Here is a 25,014-nt window from a genome sequence, read left to right on the forward strand (position 1 = left end):
AAAGATCAACGGGCCGCGCGCCCGTTTTTTTGTGCCTGAAAGGCAAGCCTGACTGATGACCAACGACTTGATCGCCAAAGCCGCCATAGACCGACGTCTGGCCGAGATCGTGACCCCCGTGATCGAGGATCTGGGGTTCGAACTGGTGCGAATCCGGTTGATGGGTGGCAAGACCTCGACCCTGCAGATCATGGCAGAGCGCCCCGAAGGCGGGATTTCCGTCGACGAATGCGGCGAGATCAGCACCGCCGTCAGCGCCATTCTGGATGTGGAGGACCCGATCGTGGACGAGTACACGCTTGAAGTGTCCAGCCCCGGCATCGACCGCCCCCTGACCCGCCTGAAAGATTTCGAGACCTTTGAAGGATATGAAGCGCGGATCGAGACAGATGAGCTGATCGACGGGCGCCGCCGCTTCAAAGGCGTCCTGGCGGGTGTCGAGGGTGATGAAGTCCTTATCAACATCGAAGAAGGCACTGTCGGGTTGAAGTTCGACTGGCTGTCCGACGCCAAGCTGATCCTGACCGACGAGCTGATCCGCGAGATGCTGCGGCAGCGCAAGGCGGCCGGCATCATCGATGAAGAGCAATTTGACGAGATAGAAACAGACACCGACACCGGTTCCGAGGAGGACTGAGACAATGGCAATCACTTCCGCCAACCAGCTGGAGCTTTTGCAGACCGCAGAGGCCGTTGCCCGTGAAAAGATGATCGACCCCGGTCTGGTGGTCGAGGCGATGGAAGAGTCCCTCGCCCGCGCGGCCAAGTCCCGCTACGGCTCGGAAATGGACATCCGGGTCAAGATCGACCGCAAGACCGGTCGCGCCACCTTTACCCGCGTGCGCACCGTCGTGGCTGATGACGAGCTTGAGAATTATCAGGCACAGTTCACCGTGGAGCAGGCCAAGCAATACATGGCCGACCCGAAGATCGGTGATGAGTTCGTGGAGGAAGTGCCCCCCGTGGACATGGGCCGGATTGCCGCGCAATCCGCCAAGCAGGTGATCCTGCAAAAGGTGCGTGAAGCCGAGCGTGACCGCCAGTTCGAAGAATTCAAGGACCGCAAGGGCACCATCATCAATGGCGTGGTCAAGCGCGAGGAATACGGCAACGTCATCGTTGATGTGGGCCGTGGGGAAGCCATCCTGCGCCGGAACGAGAAGATCGGCCGCGAATCCTATCGCCCGAACGACCGTATCCGCTGCTACATCAAGGATGTGCGCCGCGAACAGCGCGGACCGCAGATTTTCCTTAGCCGGACCGACCCGCAGTTCATGGCGGAACTGTTCAAGATGGAAGTCCCCGAGATCTATGATGGCATCATCGAGATCAAGGCCGTGGCCCGTGATCCGGGCTCGCGTGCGAAGATTGCCGTGATCTCCTATGACAACTCGATCGACCCCGTGGGTGCCTGCGTCGGTATGCGCGGCAGCCGTGTGCAGGCCGTCGTGAACGAGCTTCAGGGTGAAAAGATCGACATCATTCCGTGGAATGAGGATCAGGCGACCTTCCTTGTGAACGCGCTACAGCCCGCTGAAGTGTCCAAGGTCGTGATCGACGAGGAAGCCGGCAAGATCGAAGTCGTCGTGCCCGACGAGCAGCTGTCGCTTGCCATCGGTCGCCGCGGTCAGAACGTGCGTCTGGCCAGCCAGTTGACAGGTCTGGACATCGACATCCTGACGGAAGCCGAGGAATCGTCGCGTCGCCAGAAGGAATTCGAAGAGCGCACACGCCTGTTCATGGACACGCTGGATCTGGACGAGTTCTTTGCACAGCTTCTGGTCGCTGAAGGGTTCACGAACCTTGAAGAAGTGGCCTATGTGGACCGCGACGAACTTCTGGTGATCGACGGTGTGGATGAAAGCACCGCCGAAGAGTTGCAGATGCGCGCCCGCGAGTATCTGGAAGCCGCCGCCAAGGCCGCCCTTGACCACGCCCGCGAATTGGGCGTCGAGGACAGCCTGGTTGAATTCGAGGGTCTGACACCCCAAATGATCGAAGCATTGGCCGAAGATGGCGTGAAAACGCTGGAAGATTTCGCAACCTGCGCGGATTGGGAACTTGCCGGTGGCTGGACCACGGTGAACGGCGAGCGCGTCAAGGACGAAGGCTTGCTGGAGAAATTTGACATGTCCCTGAGCGAGGCGCAGAGCCTCATCATGACGGCGCGCGTGATGCTGGGCTGGGTCGACCCGACCGAGCTTGAAGGTGATGCGGACGCTGACGGCAGCGACGAAGAGGAGGCGGACGCCTGATATCAGGCGTCCGGTTGACGGAATGACACGTGGCGGACACACCAAGGATCGGGAAGACGGTCCAGAACGGAAATGTATCGCCACGGGCGAGGTGCAGCCCAAGTTCGGGTTGATCCGCTTTGTCATTGGCCCGGATGGGCAGGTCGTGCCCGATATCATGGGCAAGCTGCCTGGGCGTGGTATCTGGGTGTCGGCAGAACGGTCGGCGCTTGAGAAAGCGGTGAAAAAGGGTCTCTTTGCCCGCGCCGCGAAACAGGCTGTGATCGTGCCCGATGATCTGCTCGCTCAGGTCGAGGCGCAGCTGGTGCGGCGTATCGTCGAACTGATCAGCTTGGCCCGCAAGGGTGGTGAGGCTGTCAGCGGTTATGAGAAGGTGAAGGACTGGCTGGTCAAGGATTATGCCGAGGTATTGATCCAGGCCAGCGACGGGTCCGAGCGCGGCAAGTCGAAACTGAGTACCCCATCCGATGGGACGTTTATCGGGTGGCTTACAGCAGATGAACTGGGTTTGGCCTTTGGCCGACAAACTGTCATACACGTTGTGCTTGCCGCTGGAGGTTTGGCCCCGCGTGTTGTAGAGGAGGCGGCAAGACTGAAAGGTCTGCGCGCCCCGGAAGGCGGCAAGACCGTCAAGAAGGATAGAAGAGCCATATGAACGACAACGACGGTAAGAAGACATTGGGCGTACGAGGCCCCGGCGCGCGTCCGGGTAATGTGAAGCAAAGCTTCAGCCACGGGCGCACCAAGAATGTCGTCGTGGAAACCAAGCGCAAGCGCGTTGTGGTGCCGAAACCCGGCGCGGGCAAGCCCGCGGCTGGCGGAGCGGTGCCCAACCCGGCGCTGGGCGATCCGGCAAAGCGTCCCGCGGGTATCTCTGACGCCGAGATGGAGCGCCGCCTGAAGGCACTTCAGGCCGCCAAGGCCCGTGAAGGCGAGGAAGCCATTCAACGCGAAGCCGAAGAGAAGGCCCGCGAAGAAGAGCGCGCGCGCCGCCGCGAGGAGGCCGAGGCCAAGGAGCGCGAAGAGCGCGAGCGCGAGGAAGCCCTCAAGGCCAAGGCCGAGGAAGAGCAGCGCAAGGCTCGTGAAACCGAAGAGGCGGCCAAACGCGCCGCCGCTGCTGCGGCTGCTCCGGCAGACGACGCGCCGGTCGGCCGTGCTGCCTCCAAGGCGCCGGCCGCTGCGCCGCGCAAGAAGGAACGCGAGACCGAGGCGCAGGAGCGTGACGCACGCGCCGCCAAGGTGCGTGAAGACAGCCGCCGCTCGGGCAAACTGACCCTCAACCAGGCTCTGTCTGGTGGTGAAGGCGGTCGCACGAAGTCCATGGCCGCCATGAAGCGCAAGCAGGAGCGTGCGCGTCAAAAGGCAATGGGTGGCAATGTCGAGCGGGAAAAGATCGTGCGCGATGTCCAGTTGCCCGAAGCCATCATGGTGTCGGAACTGGCGAACCGCATGGCCGAGCGTGTGGGTGCCGTCGTCAAGGCGCTGATGCAGAACGGTATGATGGTCACGCAGAACCAGACCATCGACGCTGATACCGCCGAACTGATCATCGAGGAATTCGGTCACCGTGCCGTCCGTGTGTCTGACTCGGATGTGGAGGACGTGATCGCATCGGTCGAGGATCGTTCCGAAGACCTGAAACCGCGTCCCCCGGTCGTAACGATCATGGGTCACGTCGATCACGGCAAGACCAGCCTTCTGGACGCCATCCGTAATGCAAAGGTGGTTGCCTCGGAAGCGGGCGGGATCACGCAGCATATCGGTGCCTATCAGGTGAAAACCGACAAGGGTGCCTTGCTGACCTTCCTTGATACGCCCGGACACGCGGCCTTTACGTCCATGCGGGCGCGTGGCGCGCATGTGACAGATATCGTGGTTCTGGTGGTCGCAGCGGACGATGCTGTGATGCCGCAGACGGTTGAAGCGATCAATCACGCCAAGGCTGCCAAGGTCCCGATGATTGTCGCGATCAACAAGATCGACAAGCCGGAAGCCAACCCAACCAAGGTGCGCACAGACCTGTTGCAGCACGAGGTCGTCGTCGAGGCGATGTCGGGCGATGTGCAGGATGTTGAAGTGTCCGCGCTGACCGGGCTTGGTTTGGATGAACTGCTGGAGGCCATCGCGCTTCAGGCTGAGATCCTTGAACTCAAGGCCAACCCGAACCGTTTTGCCGAAGGCGCTGTCATCGAAGCCAAGTTGGATGTTGGCCGTGGCCCCGTGGCAACGGTTCTGGTCCAGAAAGGCACGCTCAAGCAGGGCGATATCTTCGTTGTCGGCGAACAGTGGGGCAAGGTGCGTGCGCTGATCGACGACAAGGGCGAACGGATCACCGAAGCCGGCCCATCGGTTCCGGTTGAGGTTCTGGGCCTGAACGGCACACCTGAAGCCGGTGACGTGTTGAACGTGGTCGAGACGGAAGCCCAGGCGCGTGAAATCGCCGAGTATCGGGCCAATGCCGCCAAGGAGAAGCGCGCCGCCGTGGGTGCTGCGACGACTCTGGATCAGCTGATGGCCAAGGCCAAGGCGGATCAGTCGGTGGCCGAACTGCCGATCGTGGTGAAGGCCGACGTGCAGGGTTCTGCCGAAGCGATCGTGCAGGCGATGGAGAAGATCGGGAACGACGAGGTACGCGTTCGCGTGCTTCATTCCGGTGTCGGCGCCATTACGGAAACCGATGTCGGTCTGGCCGAAGCGTCAGGTGCGCCGATCATGGGTTTCAACGTCCGTGCCAATGCGTCGGCTCGCAACACCGCGAACCAGAAGGGTGTGGAGATCCGTTATTACTCGGTGATCTATGATCTTGTGGATGATGTGAAAAAGGCCGCGAGCGGTCTGCTGAGCAACGAAATCCGCGAGAAGTTCATCGGTTATGCGCAGATCAAGGAAGTCTTCAAGGTTTCGGGCGTTGGCAAGGTTGCCGGCTGTCTGGTGACCGAAGGCATCGCGCGCCGGTCCGCAGGCGTGCGCCTGCTGCGCGACGATGTCGTGATCCACGAAGGTAACCTCAAGACGCTCAAGCGTTTCAAGGACGAGGTCAAGGAAGTTACCTCCGGCCAGGAATGCGGTATGGCATTCGAGAATTACGAAGATGTGCGCCCAGGCGACGTCATCGAAATTTTCGAGCGCGAGGAAGTTGTGCGGAACCTGACGTAAGTCAGAGCCCACAGCGCACGAACAAAAAAAGGGGGCAGCCTAAGCTGCCCCTTTTTCTTTTTCGAACCAGCCTGTCAGGCCGCCTGTTTGATCACCGGAAGACCGGCAAACTCACGCGTTCCGACGCGAACCAAGACACGACCATCCGACAAAGTGCGGACATAGGTGCCCTGAACCGAGACGCAGCTTCCCAAAATGATTGTACGCAGCATTCACATCCTCCCAAGAATGCACAATTGAAAGCTACATCAATTTTGTTAACAATGTGTAATATAATTTATGCATTGTAACCGGAAACTGACCGAAAATTGCGTCTCGGCTTAAAGCAGTTGCTGCGAACGGTGGCCTTTGGCTCGATGCGCCCAACCCAAGCGTGTTTTCGATCAAAGCCAGTCCCGAAGAATGGGAATCAGAGGGATGTCGGCAGGGGGCATCGGATAGGATTTGAGGTCTGCGGCCCTGACCCATTTCAAGCCTTGCCCTTCGCGCGCAGTGACGATCCCCTCCCACTTCCGACAGGCGAACAGCGGCATCAGCAAATGGAAGTCGTCATAGCTGTGACTGGCAAAGGTCAACGGGGCAAGGCAACTGGCCCAGGTGTCGATCCCCAACTCCTCGTGCAATTCACGGATCAAGGCCGCCTCGGGGGTTTCGCCAGGCTCTACCTTCCCGCCCGGAAATTCCCACAGGCCGGCCATGGATTTGCCTTCGGGACGCTGCGCCAGAAGCACGCGTCCGTCTGGATCAATCAGTGCGACCGCAGAAACAAGAACAACCTTCACCGCCGTCACCCGTCAGGACCGGTAGTCTGCGTTGATGTCGATGTAGCCATGCGTCAGGTCGCAGGTCCAAACGGTGCATTTGCCTTGCCCCAGTCCCAAATCGACACTGATCCGCAGGTATTCACCTTTCATATAAGCCGCAGCCTTCGTCTCGTCATAGGCGGGTGACACCCAGCCGTTCTCGGCCACCAGCAGATCACCGAAGCGGATCGTCAAGAGATCACGGTCAGCCGCAGCACCCGACTTGCCGATGGCCATGACAACACGTCCCCAGTTCGGATCCTCGCCTGCAATGGCCGTCTTGATGAGGGGAGAATTGGCAATGGCCATGCCATGAGTCTTGGCATCAGCATCCGATGCCGCGCCGGTCACGGCCACTTCCACAAACTTGGTGGCACCCTCGCCATCCCGCACCACCTGATGCGCCAGATCCAGCATCACGCTGTGCAGCGCCTCTCGGAATGCGCCGGACTCTTGTGTCACCTGCACACCGGATGCCCCTGTTGCCGCCAGCAGTAGTGTGTCCGAGGTCGAGGTGTCGCTGTCCACGGTGATGCAGTTGAAGGTCACATCGGTCAGCTCCGACAACATGGCCTGAAGATCGCTACGTTCCACCGCCGCATCTGTGAAAATGTAGACCAGCATCGTGGCCATGTCTGGCGCAATCATCCCCGAGCCCTTGGCGATGCCTGCGATCTTGACGGGTTTTCCGTCGATCACGACCTCGGCCGAAGCCCCCTTGGGAAAGGTATCCGTCGTCATGATCGCCCGCGCGGCGGAGGCAATGGCCCCCTTGTCCAGCCCGCCTGCAAGTTCAGCCAGCTTGGCCGTGATGCGCTCATGTGGCAACGGCTCGCCAATCACACCCGTGGACGAGGAAAACACCCGCGTCTCGGGCAGACCCAGAACTTCGGCTACGGCAGAGGTGACAGCGCGGGTCGACACCACGCCGTTCTTGCCGGTGAACGCGTTGGAATTGCCGGAGTTCACGATGATCGCGGCCCCGTCTGCGCTGTCCAGACCGATCTTGGCCTGACAATCCAGCACCGGGGCCGACCGCGTGGCCGAGCGTGTGAACACGCCCGCCATGGTAGTGCCCGGCGCAAGCCGTGCCAACATCACATCGGTCCGCCCCTGATAGCGGACACCGGCTTGCGCGGCAGAAAATGCCACGCCTTCGATCACCGGAAGGCTCGGAAAGGCCTTAGGCGCCAACGGTGAGACCTTGGTGATCTTTCCCATGCTTCAATTCTCCAGCAGGTCGAGGTTCTTGATCAGGGCAGGATCAATCTCGGAATCTGCCCGGTCCACGGTTGCGGCGGCTGTCAGCTCGTCCAGACGGGCTTGCACAGCGGCACGTTCAACTTGTGGGCGCAGTTCGTCGCGCACCTCCTCCAGCGTCGGCACGTCGCGCAGGCGCGTCTCGTTCAGCTTGACGACATGCCAGCCGAACTGTGTCTGCACAGGAGCAGAAACGGCACCGACCTCCAAAGCAACGACAGCCGCTTCGAAATCAGGCACCATCATGCCGGACTCGAACCAGCCCAACTCGCCGCCATTGGCGGCCGAGGAGTCGCTGGATGCCTCTTGCGCAAGTGCTGCAAATTCTTCGCCAGCGTTCAGCCGATCAATCAGGGCGGTCGCCTCTTCCTCGGTCTCGACGAGGATATGCGAGGCATTCCATTCGCGGGCAGGTTCAGCGTTCGCGAAAGTCTCGTCATAGGCCTTCTGCAAGGCTTCGTCCGTAACGGCACCTTCCAGGATGTCATCGACCACAGCGGCAGCCAGAAGCGCGCGCCGCTCATTCTCAAGCGCGATCTCGACCCGGCGGGGGGCTGCTTCGCCCATGGTCTGGGCCAGAACGGATTGCTGGATCAACTGATCGAGGATCCCGTTGAACAGCACATCGTCAGGCAGCGACAGATACTGCTGTGGCAAGGTCGTGCGCGCCATGATCATCTGACCAAGTGTAATCTCGGTTCCGTTTACGGTTGCGACCACGCTATCGGCATCCGGTGTGTCCTGTGCCAGCACTGGACTTGCGGCCCAGACCGCGAAAATGGCCGCTGACAATGAAGTGAAGGTGTTTCGGTTCGGTTTCCGCATGGATTCGTCCTTTGTAACGGGCGCATCCGGCCCCCGGCGTTGACAGTCATGAAGCCGCCCCTTACATCGCCCTGAGGCCAGGTTTGGCTGTCTTTTCCCGCCTCTTCATATGTGCTGCGGAAAGAGCGGGCAAGCAGATGGCTTGCACAACTCTGTCAATGAGCGGAACGGAACTGATATGCTGGGACTCGGAACTCTTGCCAAGAAGGTGTTCGGCACCCCCAATGACCGCAAGATCAAATCGGTGCGTCCGCTTGTCGAAAAGATCAACGCGCTGGAACCAGAGTTTCAGGCCCTGTCAGATCAAGGGCTGATCGACAAGACAGCCGCGTTCAAGGAGCGGATTGCACAGGGCGAAACGCTTGATGCGATCCTGCCCGAAGCTTTTGCCAACTGCCGTGAGGGGGCCCGCCGCGCGCTGGGCCTGCGTGCGTTCGATACGCAGTTGATGGGTGGCATTTTTCTGCACCAAGGCAATATCGCCGAGATGAAGACTGGTGAGGGCAAGACCCTTGTCGCGACCTTTCCGGCCTATCTGAACGCGCTGACCGGGCGCGGTGTGCATATCGTGACCGTGAACGATTACCTGGCCCGCCGCGACGCAGACTGGATGGGCAAGGTCTATGGTGCCTTGGGCATGACGACAGGTGTGGTCTATCCCCAGCAGCCCGAAGCTGACAAGAAGATCGCCTACGGTGCGGATATTACTTATGCCACCAATAACGAACTTGGCTTCGATTATCTGCGCGACAACATGAAATCCAGCCTGGATCAGATGAACCAGCGCGAACACTACTATGCCATCGTCGACGAGGTGGACAGCATCCTGATCGACGAAGCGCGGACTCCTCTGATCATCTCGGGACCATCGCAGGACAGATCCGAACTCTATCAGGCTGTGGACAAGCTGATCCCGACGCTGAACGACGAGCATTTCACGCTTGATGAAAAGACGCGCAACGTGACCTTCACCGACGAGGGCAACGAGGCGTTGGAGCAACTGTTGCAAGAACGGGGTATCTTGCCCGCCGATCAATCGCTTTATGACCCCGAAAGCACGACCATCGTGCACCACGTCAATCAGGGCCTGCGCGCGCACAAGCTGTTCACCAAGGACAAGGACTACATCGTTCGCGATAATGAAGTTGTCCTGATCGACGAATTCACCGGGCGCATGATGTCTGGACGGCGTTTGTCGGACGGTCTGCATCAGGCGATCGAGGCCAAGGAAGGCTGCAAGATCCAGCCCGAAAACGTGACACTCGCGCAGGTGACATTCCAGAACTACTTCCGTCTTTATGACAAGCTTGCCGGCATGACCGGCACGGCCTTGACAGAAGCCGATGAATTCGCGGAAATCTACGGTCTGGGTGTGGTCGAAGTGCCGACAAACCGCCCCATCGCCCGGAAGGACGAGGATGACGCGGTTTATCGGACGGCGCGTGAAAAGTATGATGCCATCGTCGAAACCATCCGCGAGGCCAATGCCAAGGGTCAGCCGGTTCTGGTCGGCACCACCTCGATCGAGAAATCGGAGTCGCTTTCCAATCTGCTCAAGGACGCGGGCATTCCGCACAACGTCCTGAACGCGCGCCAGCACGAGAAAGAAGCCCAGATCGTCGCTGATGCGGGCAAGTTCGGCGCAGTGACCATCGCCACCAACATGGCGGGCCGCGGAACCGACATCAAGCTGGGTGGCAATGTCGACTTCAAGGTCATGGAGGCTTTGGCCGCCAATCCCGAGGCGCATCCCGACGAATTGCGCGCCCGGATCGAGGCTGAGCACGCCGACGAGGAAGCCCGCGTCAAAGAAGCCGGGGGCCTGTTCGTTCTGGCCACCGAGCGTCACGAAAGCCGTCGGATCGACAACCAGCTGCGCGGCCGCTCGGGCCGTCAGGGTGACCCGGGCCGGTCCTCCTTCTTCCTCAGCCTTGAGGATGACCTGATGCGTATTTTCGGGTCCGAGAGATTGGACAAGGTTCTGTCCAGCCTTGGCATGAAAGAAGGTGAGGCGATCGTCCACCCGTGGGTAAACAAGTCGCTGGAACGCGCGCAGGCCAAGGTTGAAGGCCGCAACTTCGATATCCGCAAGCAGCTTTTGAAGTTCGACGACGTCATGAACGAGCAGCGCAAGGTCATCTTTGGCCAGCGCCGCGAGATCATGGAAGCGCAGGACCTGTCCGAGACGATCAGCGACATGCGCAGTCAGGTGATCGACGACCTGATCGAAGAATTCATGCCGCCCAAGACCTATGCAGATCAATGGGATGTCGAGGGTCTTCACGCCGCTTGCATCGACAAGCTGGGTATTGATGTGCCCGTCGTCGATTGGGCCGCCGAGGAAGGCGTCGACGACGAGCAGATCACCGAGCGCCTTGAAGCCGCCGCCACAAAGGCGATGGACGAGAAGGCCGCAGCTTTTGGTGCGGAAAACATGCGCCAGATCGAAAAGCAGATCCTGTTGCAGACCATCGACGCGAAATGGCGAGAGCATCTGCTGATGCTGGAACATCTGCGCTCGGTCGTCAGCTTCCGCGGCTATGCGCAACGCGATCCGCTGAACGAGTACAAGAACGAAGCTTTCCAACTGTTTGAGTCGATGCTGGACAGCCTGCGCGAGGATGTGACCCGCAAACTGGCCCAGATCCGTCCCCTGACCGAAGAAGAACAGCAGGAGATGGTTCGCCAGTACGCGGCTCAGCAGGCGGCGCTTGCCGCTCAGATGAAGGCAGCACAGGACGCCGCAACGATGCCGCAAGCAGAGTCAGAGGCGGCTGGAACCGCTCTGGAAGGCTTTGACGAGGCCGACCCGTCGACCTGGGGTAACCCCGGTCGGAACGATTCGTGTCCTTGCGGCTCTGGAAAGAAGTTCAAACATTGCCACGGTCGTCTCGCTTGATTGGTCATACTCCCGCCGCAATGTTTGGCGTGTTTTAAGGTCATTCTTGATGTTTGGGGGCAAATGAGGCCGTCAGACAGAAACTGACCAGACCTTGGCCACAGTGATGCCAGCTTGATTTGTCATGAATGCAGCAATCCTTGTGTGATTGTGGAGAGTTCCATGGCACGATTTAAGAATACGCTTCTGGCGAGTGCGACAATATTTGCCGCTTTGGGCACAGGCTTTGTGATGCAATCTTCACCTGTTGCCGAGCTACGATATGGCGCTCCGTCCAAGAATATGGCGACGACATCGCCCACGCCTGTCGAGCCGCGTTATTCGGGCGTGAATCCCTTCTCGGGGATCACATCGCTTGAACTGACATCCATTGCCTATACGTCGGCACCTGTTCAGCGGGCGCTGACAGCGGGAACAGATCTTGTTCTGCCGCGTGTTGCCCCTGATCTTTTGGTGGATGACACTGCAAGGTATGAAAACCCGGCCGATACGGTGACCCGCGCCTCCGCACCCGTAGAGCTTGCGGAAGGTGATGCGGCGACCTGTGCGGCGGAACTGGCCGCGCGCCCGATGGCGGCGGCGATGGTGGACCTGACCCTCTCCGCCCCGTGCGAGGCGAATGCGCGGGTAACCCTGCACCACAATGGCATGATGATCACCGAGCAAATGGATCCGAACGGCAAGTTGACCCTGCAACTTCCGGTATTGTCTCAGACCGCGATCTTCATGGCAGCCTTCGACAGTGGCATGACCGCCATGGCGCAGACCGAAGTGACGTCGCTGGACATCTACGACCGTGTTGTCGTGCAATGGCAAGGTCCGGGCAAAATGCAAATTCACGCGCTGGAGTTTGGCGCTGATTATGGCGATGAAGGGCATGTCTGGTCTGAGGCACCTCGCAGCATGGATGTAGCCGCACTCGGTAAGGGAGGCTTTGTCACAGAGCATGGCCGGACGATGCCGGATCAGGATCTGCGCGCGCAGGTCTATACATTTCCCTCGGGTACTACGGCTCAGACCGGAGATATCGCTTTGACCGTCGAAACCGAAGTCACATCCGAGATCTGCGGACGCCGCTTGGAGGGTCAGGCGCTGCAGATTACTGGCGGAGGAGCCTTGAGCGTCAAGGATCTGACCATTGATATTCCCGAATGTGATGCCGCTGGCGGTTTTCTTGTGTTGAAAAACCTGCTTCAAGACCTGAAGATCGCGCGTAACTAGCGCGCAGAATTCGGGGCAGTTCCATGTACAAGGTTTGTGCGGCCAAACCAGCCGCACTTTTTGCATCTGCGGCTCGTCTCACACTATCTGCTTGGCTCTGGCTTGGCATGGTGGGAGCTGTGGCAGCGCAGGATATCACCCTCACCTCGCGGGATGGGGCGGTCGCCCTGACAGGAACGCTGCTCGGATTTGATGGTGAATATTACCGCATCGAGACAGTCTATGGTGAGTTGACAGTTGATGGCAGCGGCGTGCTCTGCGATGGGCCAGCCTGTCCCAACCTTGAGGACTATGTAGCCCGCCTGTCCATCTCTGGCGCGGCCAGCATGGCCCAGGTGCTGATGCCCGCCCTTGTCGAAGGGTTTGCCCTGCGTGAGGGTTATGGCCTGCGGCGCGAATCCCTGGATGCCAGTCACTTCGAGTATCTTCTCTTTGATCGCCAAACCGGGCGGGATCTGGGACGTTTCCTCTTCCGGGTGACGAATTCGGATGAGGGCTTTGCCGATCTTCTGGCCAATGAAGCCGACATCGCCATGTCACTTCGCGAGATTCGTCCCGAAGAAGCGCAACGGGCCAGAGATGCAGGCTTTGGCGATCTGCGTACGCGCGGTCGGTTTCGCGTTCTGGCGCTTGATGCGCTGGTGCCCATTGTTCCGGCCACCATTCCGCTGGATCGGATCGCCACAGCAGATCTGGCGCGGGTGTTCGCCGGTCAGATTACCAACTGGTCGGCGTTGGGTGGCCCCGATGCGCCGATCAGCCTTCATCTGCGCAATGCGGATTCGGGCTTGGCACAGGCTGCTGTGGACAAGCTCCTTCTACCTCTGGGTCAGGGTCTAAGCGATACGATCGAGCGGCATGATACGGATATCAGCCTCGCGCTTGCCGTGGCTGCCGACCCTTTCGGCATCGGACTGGCCAGCGCCGCGGACACAGGGCCCGCCCGGCGCCTTGGGTTGTCCGGGGAGTGTGGTTTTGCGCTGCGCGCGACGCGGCAAACCGTCAAGACCGAGGACTATCCACTGACCGCGCCCATGTTCCTTTATGTCCCGGCCCGCCGGCTTCCGCGTCTGGCGCGTGAGTTTCTGTTTTACACTCAAAGCGCGCCAGCGCAGCTTGTGGTGCGTCGAGCCGGTTTCGTCGATCTCGCACCTGAGGCTATTCCGGTTGCAGCCCAGGGCGACCGTTTCGTCAACGCGATTGCGCAAGCGGGGACGGAAACGGGCTTGAGCGAGTTGCAGCGTATGGTGGGAGTGCTTGGCCAGATGCAGCGCTTGAGCACGACCTTTCGGTTTGAAGCCGGGTCCGCGCGGTTGGATGCGCAGTCCCGTGCCAATGTCGATCAACTGGCGCGCCGCCTTGAAGAGGGAATTTATGATGGTCGTCAGCTGATGTTTGTCGGTTTCAGCGATGGTAACGGTGCGGCGTCAGCCAATCGCATGATCGCGGAACGTCGCGCCGTAGCTGTCCGGCAGGCCGTGATGACGGCGGCTGAAACCGCCGATTTCACGCAGGTTGAGATGACGACTGAAGCCTTTGGCGAGGCGATGCCGATGGCCTGCGATGACACGGCTTGGGGTCGGCAGGTCAATCGCCGGGTTGAAGTCTGGTTGCGGTAGCCCTTCAACCCGGCTGGGCTACAAAAGCCCTTGCGAACGAAAACTCAATTCGCGCGATTTACCGATCACCAGATGATCATGCAGGGTCAACCCCAATGCTTCGGCGGCGATCTGGACCTGACGCGTCATGGCGATATCGGCGTCGGATGGTGTCGGATCGCCCGACGGATGATTGTGAACAAGGATCAGTGCCGAGGCGTTCAGTTCCAGCGCGCGTTTGACCACCTCACGTGGATAGACAGGGACATGGTCCACCGTGCCCTGCGCCTGCGCTTCGTCGGCGACAAGGACGTTTTTCCGATCGAGATACAGAACGCGAAACTGCTCGGTGTCGCGATGCGCCATGGTCGTGTGGCAATAGTCCAGCACGGCATCCCAACTTGAAATGACATGGCGTTGCAGGATACGCGAGCGCGCCAGCCGCTGGGCAGCGGCTTCGACGATCTTCAACTCGGCAATGACAGCGTCGCCCACGCCTTTCACCTCGGCCAGCCGTGACGTGGGTGCTGACAGAACGCGATTGAAGTCACCAAAAACATCAAGCAACTGATGTGCTAAAGGTTTCACATCCTGTCTTGGGATCGCGCGAAACAGGATCAGTTCCAGCATCTCGTAATCCGGTAGGGCTGCTGCCCCGCCGGTCAGAAAACGCTCTCTCAACCGTTTGCGATGATCCGCGATATATGACGGCAATTTGCCGTTGGGCAGTCCGTCAACTGTATGCACCTCATCAGTGTCAAACAGCGGCATAGGGGATTCAGAAAAGGTGGAAAACCTGGGCATTCTGCCAGAATGGCGGGAAAAGGTTGTCGAACAGTTAAACCAAACCGGTGGGACACAAAAAAGGGCGCGGGACCCAAGGTCGCGCGCCCATACACAAGGATTGCGAAAGGCTTTAACCTTTCATGCTGTCCCAAAATGTTTTCACTGACGAGAAGAAGCTCTTGCTTTCCGGGTTGTTATCTTCGGACATCGCCTCGAACTCGCGCAGCAATTCCTTCTGGCGGTTGGTCAGGTTCACAGGCGTTTCGACGGCCAGTTCGATGAACATGTCACCTTCCTGCCCACCGCGCAGCGCCGGCATCCCCTTGGACCGCAAGCGCATCTGACGGCCCGACTGGCTCCCTGCCGGGATTTTCACGCGGCTGCGGCCACCATCGATAGTCGGCACCTCGATATCACCACCCAAGGCCGCTGTCGTCATCGAGACAGGCACACGGCAGAACAGATTGGTGTTCTCCCGCTCGAACAGGTCGTGTTTGGTCACCTCGATGAAGATGTACAGATCGCCGGAAGGCCCACCCCGCATCCCCGCTTCGCCTTCGCCGGCAAGACGGATCCGCGTGCCCGTTTCGACACCTGCCGGAATGTTGACGGACAAGGCCCGGTCCTTGTGGACACGCCCTTGCCCCGCGCATGCCTTGCAGGGGTTCTTGATGATCTGGCCCAGACCGCCGCAGGTCGGACAGGTCCGCTCAACCGTAAAGAAACCTTGCTGCGCACGGACCTTTCCCATGCCCGAGCAGGTTGGACAGGTCTGCGGTTCGGCTCCGCCTTCGGCACCTGACCCGCTGCAGGACGAACAGGACACCGATGTCGGCACATTGATCGTCTTCTGAAGCCCGGAATAAGCCTCTTCCAGCGTCACGCGCAGGTTGTAGCGCAGATCCGCACCGCGTGCGGCACGCCCACGTCCACCGCCACGCCCGCCCATGAAGTCGCCGAAAAGATCGTCGAACACATCGGAAAAGGCGCTGGCGAAGTCACCCTGATTGGCACCATAGCCACCGGGCCGACCTCCACCACCGCCCATGCCGCCTTCAAACGCAGCATGGCCAAAGCGATCATAGGCTGCCTTCTTCTCGGCATCCTTCAGGACTTCATAAGCCTCGTTGGCTTCCTTGAATTGCGACTCTGCTTCAGGATTGTCGGCGTTGCGGTCCGGATGCAGCTCTTTCGCCTTGGTGCGATAGGCTTTCTTGATCTCGTCCGCAGAGGCCCCGCGCGCAACGCCGAGCACGTCGTAGTAGTCACGTTTTGCCATTGGGGATCCCCCTCATGTGGAACGGTGAAGGCCGGCCCGGTCGGGACCGGCCCCAGAGGTTCCGTAAAACGCTTACGCGCGCTTGTCGCCGCCCAGATCCTCGAAGTCGGCATCGACGATATCGTCATCGTCGCTGCTGCGCGGACCTTTGGAGGACATCGAATCCTCATCTTCAGCGTCCTGGCTGGCCTTGTAGATGGCCTCACCCAGTTTCATCGCTGCTTCGGTGACGTTCTGAATGCCCGACTTGATCTTGGAGGTGTTGTCGGTTTCCAGCTCGTCCTTCAGTGCGGCGATGGCCAGTTCGATTGCTTCGACAGTGGTCGGGTCAACCTTGTCGGAGTGCTCTTCCACCGACTTTTCGGTCGAGTGGATCAGGCTTTCCGCCTGGTTCTTGGCTTCGACCAGCTCGCGACGCTTCTTGTCCGCCTCGGCATTCTCCTCGGCGTCCTTGACCATCTTCTCGATGTCTTCATCGGACAGGCCACCAGAAGCCTGGATCGTGATCTTCTGTTCTTTGTTGGTGCCCTTGTCGCGGGCAGAAACAGACACGATACCGTTGGCGTCGATGTCGAAGGTCACTTCGATCTGCGGCATGCCGCGCGGTGCCGGGGGGATGTTCTCAAGATTGAACTGGCCCAGCATCTTGTTGTCTGCCGCCATTTCCCGCTCGCCCTGGAACACGCGGATGGTCACCGCGTTCTGATTGTCCTCGGCAGTCGAGAAGACCTGACTTTTCTTGGTCGGGATCGTGGTGTTGCGGTCGATCAGGCGGGTGAATACGCCACCCAGCGTCTCGATCCCCAGCGACAGCGGGGTCACGTCCAGCAGGACCACATCCTTGACGTCGCCTTGCAGAACGCCGGCCTGAATGGCGGCGCCAAGGGCCACGACTTCGTCAGGGTTCACGCCCTTGTGGGGTTCCTTGCCGAAGAACTTGGTCACTTCTTCCACGACCTTGGGCATGCGGGTCATACCGCCGACCAGAACGACTTCGTCGATATCCGCCGTGGTCAGGCCCGCATCCTTGAGCGCGGCCTGGCAAGGCTTCATCGACGCCTTGATCAGGTCGTTCACAAGGCTTTCCAGCTTGGCACGTGTCAGCTTCATCACCATGTGAAGCGGCTGGCCGGTAGCGCTGTTCATCGAGATGAACGGCTGGTTGATTTCGGTCTGGCTGGAAGAGGACAGTTCGATCTTGGCTTTTTCGGCCGCTTCCTTCAGGCGCTGAAGCGCCATCTTGTCGAGGGTCAGATCGACGCCGTGCTCTTTCTTGAACTCATCCGCCAGATAGTTGACGATCCGCATGTCGAAGTCTTCGCCACCAAGGAACGTGTCGCCATTGGTGGATTTCACCTCGAACAGACCATCGTCGATCTCGAGGATCGTGACGTCGAACGTGCCGCCACCAAGGTCATAGACGGCGATGATCTGGCTGTCTTTCTTGTCCAGACCATAGGCCAGCGCGGCGGCTGTCGGCTCGTTGATGATCCGCAGCACTTCCAGACCGGCGATCTTGCCTGCGTCTTTGGTGGCCTGACGCTGGGCGTCGTTGAAATAGGCGGGCACGGTAATGACGGCCTGCGTCACCTCTTCGCCGAGATAGGACTCGGCGGTTTCCTTCATCTTCCCAAGGATGAAGGCGGAAATCTGCGAGGGGCTGTACTTCTCGCCACGGGCTTTCACCCATGCGTCGCCATTGCCACCGTCGATCACGGCGAAAGGCAGGTTCTTCTTGTCCTTTGCCAGATCCGCGTCATCGAACCGGCGACCGATCAGGCGCTTGACGCCAAAAATCGTGTTGTCGGGGTTGGTGACGGCTTGACGCTTGGCCGGCTGGCCGACAAGACGCTCATTTTCGGTGAATGCGACGATCGATGGCGTGGTGCGCGCACCTTCCGAATTCTCGATCACGCGGGGCTGGCTGCCATCCATGATGGCGATGCAGCTGTTGGTGGTTCCCAGGTCAATACCAATGACTTTGGCCATGTTTTTCGATCCCTTCTGACTTCAAGGCGATGACACGAGGTTCAGACCCGTTCCGGCATCCGCACCCCGATCCTGTTAGCGATGTCCGCACCCTGTGGCAGGGCTCGTCCATCGCGCTTCCGAGCGTATATAAGGAGGGGTCACAGACGCTGCAAGCACCGGACCTGAAGCGTTTTAAGGATTCCACGGGTAATTTTAGGAACTGTCGCCCGTTGAAAGGAGAAAAGATGATTCAGCCCAGCATGACGTTGCGTGGAATCGATATTTTTCAGGAGCTGCTGGATGCGCAGGCGCAGGCTGCGCTGGTGGATGATTTGCGCGAGGTGATCCGCGCGGCTCCTTTTTTCGCGCCAGTCACGGCGCGCGGCAAGGCCATGTCGGTCCGAATGACATCCGCTGGGCGACTTGGCTGGGTGTCGGACAGGGGAGGCTATCGTTATCAGGAGCGGCATCCCGACGGGATTGCTTGGCCGGCGATCCCGGCGGCTGTCCTTGGCTTGTGGGGCAAGCTGGTCAGCGAGACGCGGGGTCCTGATTGTTGCCTGATCAATTTCTATGGAGAGGGTGCGCGGATGGGGCTGCATCAGGATAGGGACGAGGTGGATTTTTCCTGGCCGGTTCTGTCGCTGTCGCTGGGGGATGAAGGGCTGTTTCGAGTCGGAGGTGTCGAAAAGGGTGGCTCGACATCCTCGGTCTGGCTGAAATCGGGAGATGTTCTGCGGATGGGCGGCGATGCCCGGCTGGCCTATCACGGCGTGGACAGGATCCGTTTCGGATCTTCCCGTCTCTTGCCGCGTGGTGGGCGCATCAACCTGACCCTCCGTGTCGTGGGATGATCAGCGCCGCGCGCTCCAGCTGGCCGAGGCATGACGGCGCGTGTAGAACTCGCCCATAAGTCCGATCATCAAAAGCACCGTTCCGACGATTATCGCATACTCATAAGAACTGTAGCGTGGCGTGTAGTTGATGAACACAAAGCCTCGCGACTGGTCAATGGCGTGAAACAGCGGGTTCCAGTCGAACATGGCCAGCATGAAGGCTGGCAAGGTGTTGGCCACGAACATCTTGCCCGACGCGATCATGTTCACCCGCTGGTAGATCGTGCTGAACATGTTGACGGCCGTGGGAAACCACGGTTTCAACGCAAGCAGAACAACACCCATACCCAACCCGGTATACCAAGCGACAAGCAACATTCCGAAGGCCGGAATGGGCTGGTCGATCACCACAGGTGTAAAGAGCGCATGATAGACGAACAGGATCACGCAAAGAGACAGCACCTGGATATAGAGCGTTCCCAACGCCGCCGCTGCGATCACGATGATCGTGTTGAGCGGAGCATGTTGCATCATCGGTGAGGCGGGTCCTTCTGATCCGACCACCGCGCCCAGCGTCTTGGTATGGGTCATGAAAAGAAAGATGCCGGACATGATGTAAAGCAGGAAGTCACCCCGCAACGCCGCGCCGCGCAGGCCAAGGACAATGAACATGACATAGAAGGCGAGCACGAAAATCGCGGCTTGCACCATGTTCATCAGGATCGACAGGACCGCATTGCCATGGGTCTTTCTGATGTTGCGGACAATGCTGTGATAAATCAGCTCTGCGATGGTGACCGCCGCGCCAAGGCCCGTACTTCTGAATGTGGACTGCTGAAACATCGCCGCGCTACTGCCTGCCTGATCCGGCTTTGTCCCATCGTGGGACACTTGCCGTTTTGCCCTTCGTTGACCATAAGTGTCAGACCTTAAGAGGACAACAATTCAACTGGCCCGCCCTCGGATTCCTTGGAGAATGTGATTGGATTACCAGAAACTAACCAATGTCATGCGCCGACTGGCGATCGAAGCCGGGTCCCGGATCATGCAGATCTATGATGCTGACGATTTCGAGGTGAAGGTGAAATCGGACTCCAGCCCGGTGACAGAGGCGGACGAGGCGGCGGATGCCCTGATCTCGGCTGGCTTGCAGGCCGCCTTTCCGGACGTGACACTTGTGACCGAGGAGCAGGCCGCCTCGCATCTTTCGCAGGCCGACAGATTCCTGATCGTCGACCCTCTGGATGGAACGAAGGAGTTTATCAACCGGCGTGGCGATTTCACCGTGAACATCGCCTATGTCGAGTCTGGTGTGCCGGTCCGTGGTGTCGTCTATGCCCCTGCTCAGGGCCGTATGTTCTATACGCTTGCCGATGGTCAGTCGGTCGAGGAAACGGGCGCCTTGGACCTTGAAACTGCGGGCGCATTGACCCCGATCAAAGTCTCGACCCCGGACAACACGGCCCTCATGGTTGTTGCGTCAAAGTCCCATCGTGATCAGGCAACTGATGACTACATCGCGAAATACGCGGTCCGGGACATGAAAAGTGCAGGCTCGTCGCTCAAGTTCTGCCTTGTGGCAACCGGCGAGGCTGATCTTTATCCGCGTGTTGGACGCACGATGGAATGGGACACAGCAGCCGGTCATGCGGTTCTGTCCGGTGCTGGTGGCCGCGTGGTGCGGTTCGATGATCACAGCCCGCTGATTTATGGGAAGCCGGGATATGGCAACCCGTTCTTCATCGCCTATGCGCCCGGAGTGGAGCTTAAGAAACCCTGATGTCTGTTCTGATCGTCATTCCCGCGCGTTATGCCTCGACCCGCTATCCCGGAAAACCACTTGTTCTGCTCACGGGGGCAAATGGGCAGGAACAGAGTCTGATTGAACGGTCATGGCGGGCTGCAATACAGGTGCGCGGCGTGGACCGGGTCGTGGTAGCAACCGACGATCACCGTATTCGTGAGGCGGCGGAGGGCTTCGGAGCCGAGGTGGTGATGACCTCGACCACCTGCCAGAACGGCACGGAACGCTGCGCCGAGGCGCATGCCGCGCTGGGCGGCAAGTTCGACATGGTGGTGAACCTGCAAGGTGATGCGCCACTGACCCCACCGTGGTTCGTCGAAGACCTGATCGCAGGTCTGGACGCAGACATGGCTGCACAAGTGGCGACGCCCGTGTTGCGCTGCGACGGGCGCGCGCTGAACGGGTTTCTGGCTGACCGCAAGGATGGCCGGGTTGGTGGCACAACGGCCGTTTTCAGCCGCAACAGGCACGCATTGTACTTCTCGAAGGAAGTGATCCCCTTCACCTCGCGACGCTATGAGGATCATGATGAGACGCCCGTGTTCCACCATGTTGGTGTCTATGCCTATCGACCGTCGGCACTGGCCGCCTATACGGGCTGGTCGGTTGGCCCATTGGAAATGCTTGAAGGTCTGGAGCAGCTTCGCTTTCTCGAGAACAACCACAGCATTCTGTGCGTCGAGGTTGAGGCGCGCGGACGTCAGTTCTGGGAATTGAACAACCCCGAGGATGTCGCGCGACTAGAGGCGATGATGGCGGAAATGGGCATGGAATGACCCAAAACTCGGTCAGCATCGTCATAGTCAGCCGGCATCGCGCCGCTGCCTTGAAGCTGTGTCTGACCGCCGTCGCCCGGCTGTCCTATCCCAGATACGAAGTTATCGTCGTTGCCGACCCTGCCGGTCTGCGCCAGATCGAGGATCTTCCCTTTGGCGACCGGATCAAGGCCGTTCCCTTTGATGAGGCTAATATTTCGGCGGCGAGGAATCGTGGAATCGCGCAGGCCGCAGGTGACATCGTGGCCTTTCTGGATGACGATGCCGTTCCGGAAACACGGTGGCTGGATCATCTGGCGAGTGTCTTTGCGGACCCCGGTGTCGCCGCAGCAGGCGGCTATGTTCTGGGCCGCAACGGCATTTCAACCCAATGGTCCGGCCGGGTCGTGGACAATACCGGCGATGCCCGGTTTGTGGCTCTATCCCGGCAGAAACCGACGGTTCTGACCCCACCGCCGGGGCGTGCGGTCAAGACCGAAGGCACCAACATGGCCGTTCGCCGTGACATTCTGGCAGGGATCGGAGGCTTCGATCCGGCTTTCCGATTCTATTTGGACGAGACGGATCTGAACATGCGTCTGGCGCGGCTTGGCTATGCCACGGCTATCGTGCCATTGGCTGTGGTGCATCATGGCTATGCCGCCAGTGCCATCCGTCGGCCCGACAGGGCTGTTCGTGATCTGCACCAGATCGCTGCCTCGACTGTCGTATTCCTGCGTAAACACTGTCCTGCCACGCGTCATGCGGCTGTTCTGACTTCGGCCCGCGAGGAGCAGAAGGCGCGCTTGTTGAGGCAAATGGTGGCTGGTTTGCAGGAGCCCAGCGATGTCAAACGGCTGCTGCGCGGTTGGGCAGCGGGACTGGAGGAGGGACGGGCCAGACTTTTGACAGAACCCTTGCCGCTGCCGTCGGCACAATCAGAGTTTTTGCCATTTCAGAGTCTGTGTTCGGGCGACAGTGTGGTGATCAGCGGCCATGCGATCCAATCGCGCAAGATGCGGGATCACGCCGCCCGTGCCGCTGCCGAAGGTCGGACCGTTTCGTTGTTTCTTCTGTCGCATAGCACGCTTTATCATCATGTTCGTTTTCATCCTGATGGATATTGGGAACAGACAGGTGGTCTTTGGGGGCGCAGCGACAGAAAGGATCGGTTTTTTCAGGTCTGGACACTGAAACGCAGGGTCATGCATGAGGTTCGACGGATCGGCGCTGTCCGCTTCGAGGACCCTGACAAGGCGGTTTCCGGCTGAACGACGAAGATCCGCCGGTGACAGCCTTATTTTTTACCTTTTGACGTGATTTCCTCTCCTAAAGAGTGGTATTGGCAGACTCATACCGCTCATACGAATGCGGGTTTGATCTGAGGATTGCGTAATGAGAAAGAAAGTAACGAAGGCCATTTTTCCGGTTGCCGGACTTGGGACACGGTTCCTGCCCGCGACCAAGTCGGTCCCGAAAGAGATCATGACTTTGGTGGACCGGCCGCTGATCCAGTACGCGATCGACGAGGCGCGCGCCGCCGGGATCAAGGAATTCATCTTCGTGACATCGCGCGGCAAGGGTGCACTTGAGGACTACTTCGATCACGCGCCCCAGCTTGAATCGGAACTGCGCAAGAAGGGCAAGACCGAGCTTCTGGATATCCTCAAGACCACCAACATGGACAGCGGCGCGATTGCCTATATCCGTCAGCACAAGGCGCTTGGCCTTGGTCATGCGGTATGGTGCGCGCGGCGTCTGATCGGGGACGAGCCTTTTGCCGTGATCCTGCCGGATGACGTGATTGCCGCCGAAAAACCCTGCCTTCAGCAGATGGTCGAAGCCTACGCGGAAACTGGCGGCAATATCGTCGCAGCGATGGAAGTCGCGCCCGAGAAAGCCTCGTCCTATGGCATTCTGGACATTGATGAGGACATGGGGTCGGTCGTTTCGGTCAAAGGCATGGTCGAAAAGCCTGCCGCCGGAACCCAGCCTTCGAACCTGGCGGTGATCGGCCGCTATATCTTGTCGCCGCATGTCCTCAACAACCTTAACAAGATGAAAACCGGCGCGGGCGGAGAGATCCAGTTGACCGACGCCATCGCGCAGGAGATCGAGGCCGGTCGCAAGGTCTATGGCTATCGCTTCCGCGGTCAGCGTTTCGACTGCGGGTCGAAAGCTGGCTTCTTGCAGGCGACCGTGTCCTTTGGTCTGTCACGCGATGATCTGCGGGACGATCTGGCGCGCTACCTGCGCGAGATCATTTCGCAAGATCTGGCCGCAGAGTAGACGCGGCCGGGGGGAGTCAGGGTGAAGACAGTACTGGTGACGGGTGGTGCGGGCTATATCGGCTCGCACGCGTGTAAGGCGCTACGACAGGCAGGATACCTGCCCGTGACCTTTGACAACCTGAGCACCGGTTGGCGAGATGCCGTCAAGTTCGGACCCTTCGAACAGGGTGATCTGCGCGACAGGGCCCGGTTGGACGAGGTGTTTGCCACGCACAGGCCGGTGGCGGTGATGCATTTCGCCGCCCTGAGTCAGGTGGGCGAGAGCATGTCAGACCCAGGGAAGTACTGGTCGAACAATGTCACGGGGTCCTTGTGCCTGATTGAGGCCGCGGTCTCGGCCGGATGCATGAATTTCGTCTTTTCCTCGACCTGCGCGACCTATGGCGATCAGGACAACGTCGTGCTGGACGAGGACAGCATTCAGCGTCCCATCAATGCCTATGGTGCCAGCAAACGTGCGATCGAAGATATTCTGCACGATTTCGGCATCGCCTATGGTCTGAACCATGTGATCTTTCGCTATTTCAACGTGGCAGGTGCTGATCCAGAGGCCGAGATCGGAGAGTTTCATCAACCCGAGACCCATCTCATTCCCCTGATGCTGGATGCGATTGATGGCAAGCGGGCGGCGCTGACCATCTATGGTACGGATTACCCGACCCCGGATGGCACCTGTATCCGCGATTATGTGCATGTGTGCGATCTGGTTGAGGCCCATGTCCTGGGCTTGGCATGGCTGGAGCAAGGGCACGGCAGCAGGGTATTCAATCTTGGTACGGGCACCGGATTTTCGGTCAGGGAAGTGATCGAGCAGTCTTGTTTCGTGACCAATCGCGATGTCCCTTTCGTGGAAGGTCCGCGTCGCGCTGGTGATTGTACCAAATTGGTATCAGGATCCTCCCGCGCAAACGAAGAACTGGGCTGGACTCCGACCCGCTCGACCCTCCAGACAATGATCGCCGATGCTTGGCGCTGGCACCAGTCCGGGCGTTATAGTGCGTGATCCCGCCCCCGCGCGACTTCTTGATCTGTCGCGCCTTGTCAGTCGCGCTGGCCGTCGCCCGACAGGAATTGATCGGGTCGAACTCGCTTATCTGAAAGCGTTTCTGGCAGACACAGTGCCTGTTTTCGGCTTGATCCGGTCAGCCTGGGGATTCTTGCTGCTAGACCGGCAGGGGTGTCAGGCCCTGCTGGACCGTGTGTCGGGGCATGTGTCTTGGGGACAGGCTGATCTGCTGTCGCGTCTGCGTAGAAATCTTTCCCCGGCAAGACAGT

21 protein-coding genes are annotated in these 25,014 nt (G+C 59.5%); 13 read left to right on the forward strand and 8 right to left on the reverse strand.

Features of this window, described 5'->3' with window-relative positions:
- Positions 1-55: 55 nt before the first annotated feature.
- The 4 genes from rimP to infB are packed head-to-tail and all read left to right on the forward strand — an operon-like array spanning position 56 to position 5,411.
- Complete coding sequence (gene rimP, locus PVW27_RS10960; protein ID WP_274557639.1) at positions 56-637, forward strand: ribosome maturation factor RimP; 582 nt, start codon at positions 56-58, stop codon at positions 635-637.
- A 4-nt stretch (positions 638-641) separates the two neighbouring features.
- Complete coding sequence (nusA, locus tag PVW27_RS10965; protein ID WP_274557641.1) at positions 642-2,255, forward strand: transcription termination factor NusA; 1,614 nt, start codon at positions 642-644, stop codon at positions 2,253-2,255.
- A gap of 22 nt (positions 2,256-2,277) precedes the next feature.
- A complete protein-coding gene (locus tag PVW27_RS10970; protein ID WP_274557643.1) occupies positions 2,278-2,910 on the forward strand; it encodes an RNA-binding protein in 633 nt (210 codons plus the stop codon).
- Positions 2,907-5,411, forward strand: coding sequence for a translation initiation factor IF-2 (gene infB, locus PVW27_RS10975; protein ID WP_274557644.1), 2,505 nt, complete (start codon positions 2,907-2,909; stop codon positions 5,409-5,411). Before PVW27_RS10970 ends, infB begins: the two co-directional genes overlap by 4 nt.
- A 74-nt stretch (positions 5,412-5,485) precedes the next feature.
- Here infB and PVW27_RS10980 read toward each other — a convergent pair whose 3' ends face one another.
- The 4 genes from PVW27_RS10980 to PVW27_RS10995 all read right to left on the reverse strand — a co-directional run bounded on the left by PVW27_RS10980 (position 5,486) and on the right by PVW27_RS10995 (position 8,299).
- A complete protein-coding gene (locus PVW27_RS10980) occupies positions 5,486-5,623 on the reverse strand; it encodes a hypothetical protein (RefSeq protein WP_274557645.1) in 138 nt (45 codons plus the stop codon).
- Between the two features lie 171 nt (positions 5,624-5,794).
- A complete protein-coding gene (locus tag PVW27_RS10985) occupies positions 5,795-6,193 on the reverse strand; it encodes a (deoxy)nucleoside triphosphate pyrophosphohydrolase (protein ID WP_274557647.1) in 399 nt (132 codons plus the stop codon).
- Between the two features lie 12 nt (positions 6,194-6,205).
- Entirely contained in the window at positions 6,206-7,435 is a 1,230-nt protein-coding gene (gene argJ, locus PVW27_RS10990; protein ID WP_274557649.1) for a bifunctional glutamate N-acetyltransferase/amino-acid acetyltransferase ArgJ, read from the reverse strand.
- A gap of 3 nt (positions 7,436-7,438) precedes the next feature.
- A complete protein-coding gene (locus PVW27_RS10995; protein ID WP_274557651.1) occupies positions 7,439-8,299 on the reverse strand; it encodes a peptidylprolyl isomerase in 861 nt (286 codons plus the stop codon).
- Between the two features lie 178 nt (positions 8,300-8,477).
- Between PVW27_RS10995 and secA the strand changes: the two genes are divergently transcribed.
- The 3 genes from secA to PVW27_RS11010 all read left to right on the forward strand — a co-directional run bounded on the left by secA (position 8,478) and on the right by PVW27_RS11010 (position 14,038).
- On the forward strand, positions 8,478-11,198 hold the full coding sequence (secA, locus tag PVW27_RS11000; RefSeq protein ID WP_274557652.1) for a preprotein translocase subunit SecA: 2,721 nt from the start codon (positions 8,478-8,480) through the stop codon (positions 11,196-11,198).
- Between the two features lie 162 nt (positions 11,199-11,360).
- Positions 11,361-12,419, forward strand: coding sequence for a hypothetical protein (locus PVW27_RS11005; RefSeq protein ID WP_274557653.1), 1,059 nt, complete (start codon positions 11,361-11,363; stop codon positions 12,417-12,419).
- A gap of 23 nt (positions 12,420-12,442) precedes the next feature.
- A complete protein-coding gene (locus tag PVW27_RS11010; RefSeq protein ID WP_432762052.1) occupies positions 12,443-14,038 on the forward strand; it encodes a phosphate ABC transporter substrate-binding/OmpA family protein in 1,596 nt (531 codons plus the stop codon).
- Positions 14,039-14,056: 18 nt separating this feature from the next.
- On the opposite strand, the gene radC is transcribed toward PVW27_RS11010, so the two are convergent.
- The 3 genes from radC to dnaK form a co-directional block, all read right to left on the reverse strand.
- Positions 14,057-14,788: a RadC family protein gene (gene radC / locus PVW27_RS11015; RefSeq protein ID WP_274557657.1), complete on the reverse strand. Its 732-nt coding sequence runs from the start codon at positions 14,786-14,788 to the stop codon at positions 14,057-14,059.
- A gap of 145 nt (positions 14,789-14,933) precedes the next feature.
- A complete protein-coding gene (gene dnaJ / locus PVW27_RS11020) occupies positions 14,934-16,082 on the reverse strand; it encodes a molecular chaperone DnaJ (RefSeq protein ID WP_274557659.1) in 1,149 nt (382 codons plus the stop codon).
- 72 nt (positions 16,083-16,154) lie between these two features.
- Positions 16,155-18,071 carry a molecular chaperone DnaK gene (gene dnaK, locus PVW27_RS11025; protein WP_274557661.1) on the reverse strand — a complete coding sequence of 639 codons (1,917 nt, stop codon included), beginning with the start codon at positions 18,069-18,071 and terminating at the stop codon, positions 16,155-16,157.
- Between the two features lie 227 nt (positions 18,072-18,298).
- On the opposite strand from dnaK, the gene PVW27_RS11030 reads away from it, so the two are divergent.
- Complete coding sequence (locus PVW27_RS11030; RefSeq protein WP_274557663.1) at positions 18,299-18,907, forward strand: alpha-ketoglutarate-dependent dioxygenase AlkB family protein; 609 nt, start codon at positions 18,299-18,301, stop codon at positions 18,905-18,907.
- On the opposite strand, the gene PVW27_RS11035 is transcribed toward PVW27_RS11030, so the two are convergent.
- Entirely contained in the window at positions 18,908-19,732 is an 825-nt protein-coding gene (locus PVW27_RS11035) for an ABC transporter permease (protein ID WP_274557665.1), read from the reverse strand.
- A 139-nt stretch (positions 19,733-19,871) separates the two neighbouring features.
- Here PVW27_RS11035 and cysQ point away from each other — a divergent pair, with 139 nt between their 5' ends.
- From cysQ to galE, 5 genes are all read left to right on the forward strand, one after another.
- Positions 19,872-20,669: a 3'(2'),5'-bisphosphate nucleotidase CysQ gene (gene cysQ, locus PVW27_RS11040; RefSeq protein ID WP_274557667.1), complete on the forward strand. Its 798-nt coding sequence runs from the start codon at positions 19,872-19,874 to the stop codon at positions 20,667-20,669.
- The gene (locus PVW27_RS11045) at positions 20,669-21,469 is read left to right on the forward strand and encodes a 3-deoxy-manno-octulosonate cytidylyltransferase (protein ID WP_274557668.1); all 801 of its coding nucleotides are present in this window, start codon (positions 20,669-20,671) and stop codon (positions 21,467-21,469) included. Before cysQ ends, PVW27_RS11045 begins: the two co-directional genes overlap by 1 nt.
- A complete protein-coding gene (locus PVW27_RS11050) occupies positions 21,466-22,719 on the forward strand; it encodes a glycosyltransferase family 2 protein (RefSeq protein ID WP_274557670.1) in 1,254 nt (417 codons plus the stop codon). The genes PVW27_RS11045 and PVW27_RS11050 overlap by 4 nt, the downstream gene beginning before the upstream one ends.
- Positions 22,720-22,843: 124 nt before the next feature.
- Positions 22,844-23,737 carry a UTP--glucose-1-phosphate uridylyltransferase GalU gene (gene galU / locus PVW27_RS11055; RefSeq protein WP_274557672.1) on the forward strand — a complete coding sequence of 298 codons (894 nt, stop codon included), beginning with the start codon at positions 22,844-22,846 and terminating at the stop codon, positions 23,735-23,737.
- A gap of 21 nt (positions 23,738-23,758) precedes the next feature.
- The gene (gene galE, locus PVW27_RS11060) at positions 23,759-24,742 is read left to right on the forward strand and encodes a UDP-glucose 4-epimerase GalE (protein ID WP_274557673.1); all 984 of its coding nucleotides are present in this window, start codon (positions 23,759-23,761) and stop codon (positions 24,740-24,742) included.
- Positions 24,743-25,014: the final 272 nt, after the last annotated feature.

The organism is Seohaeicola sp. 4SK31 (genome assembly GCF_028802875.1).
Classification (GTDB): domain Bacteria; phylum Pseudomonadota; class Alphaproteobacteria; order Rhodobacterales; family Rhodobacteraceae; genus Seohaeicola.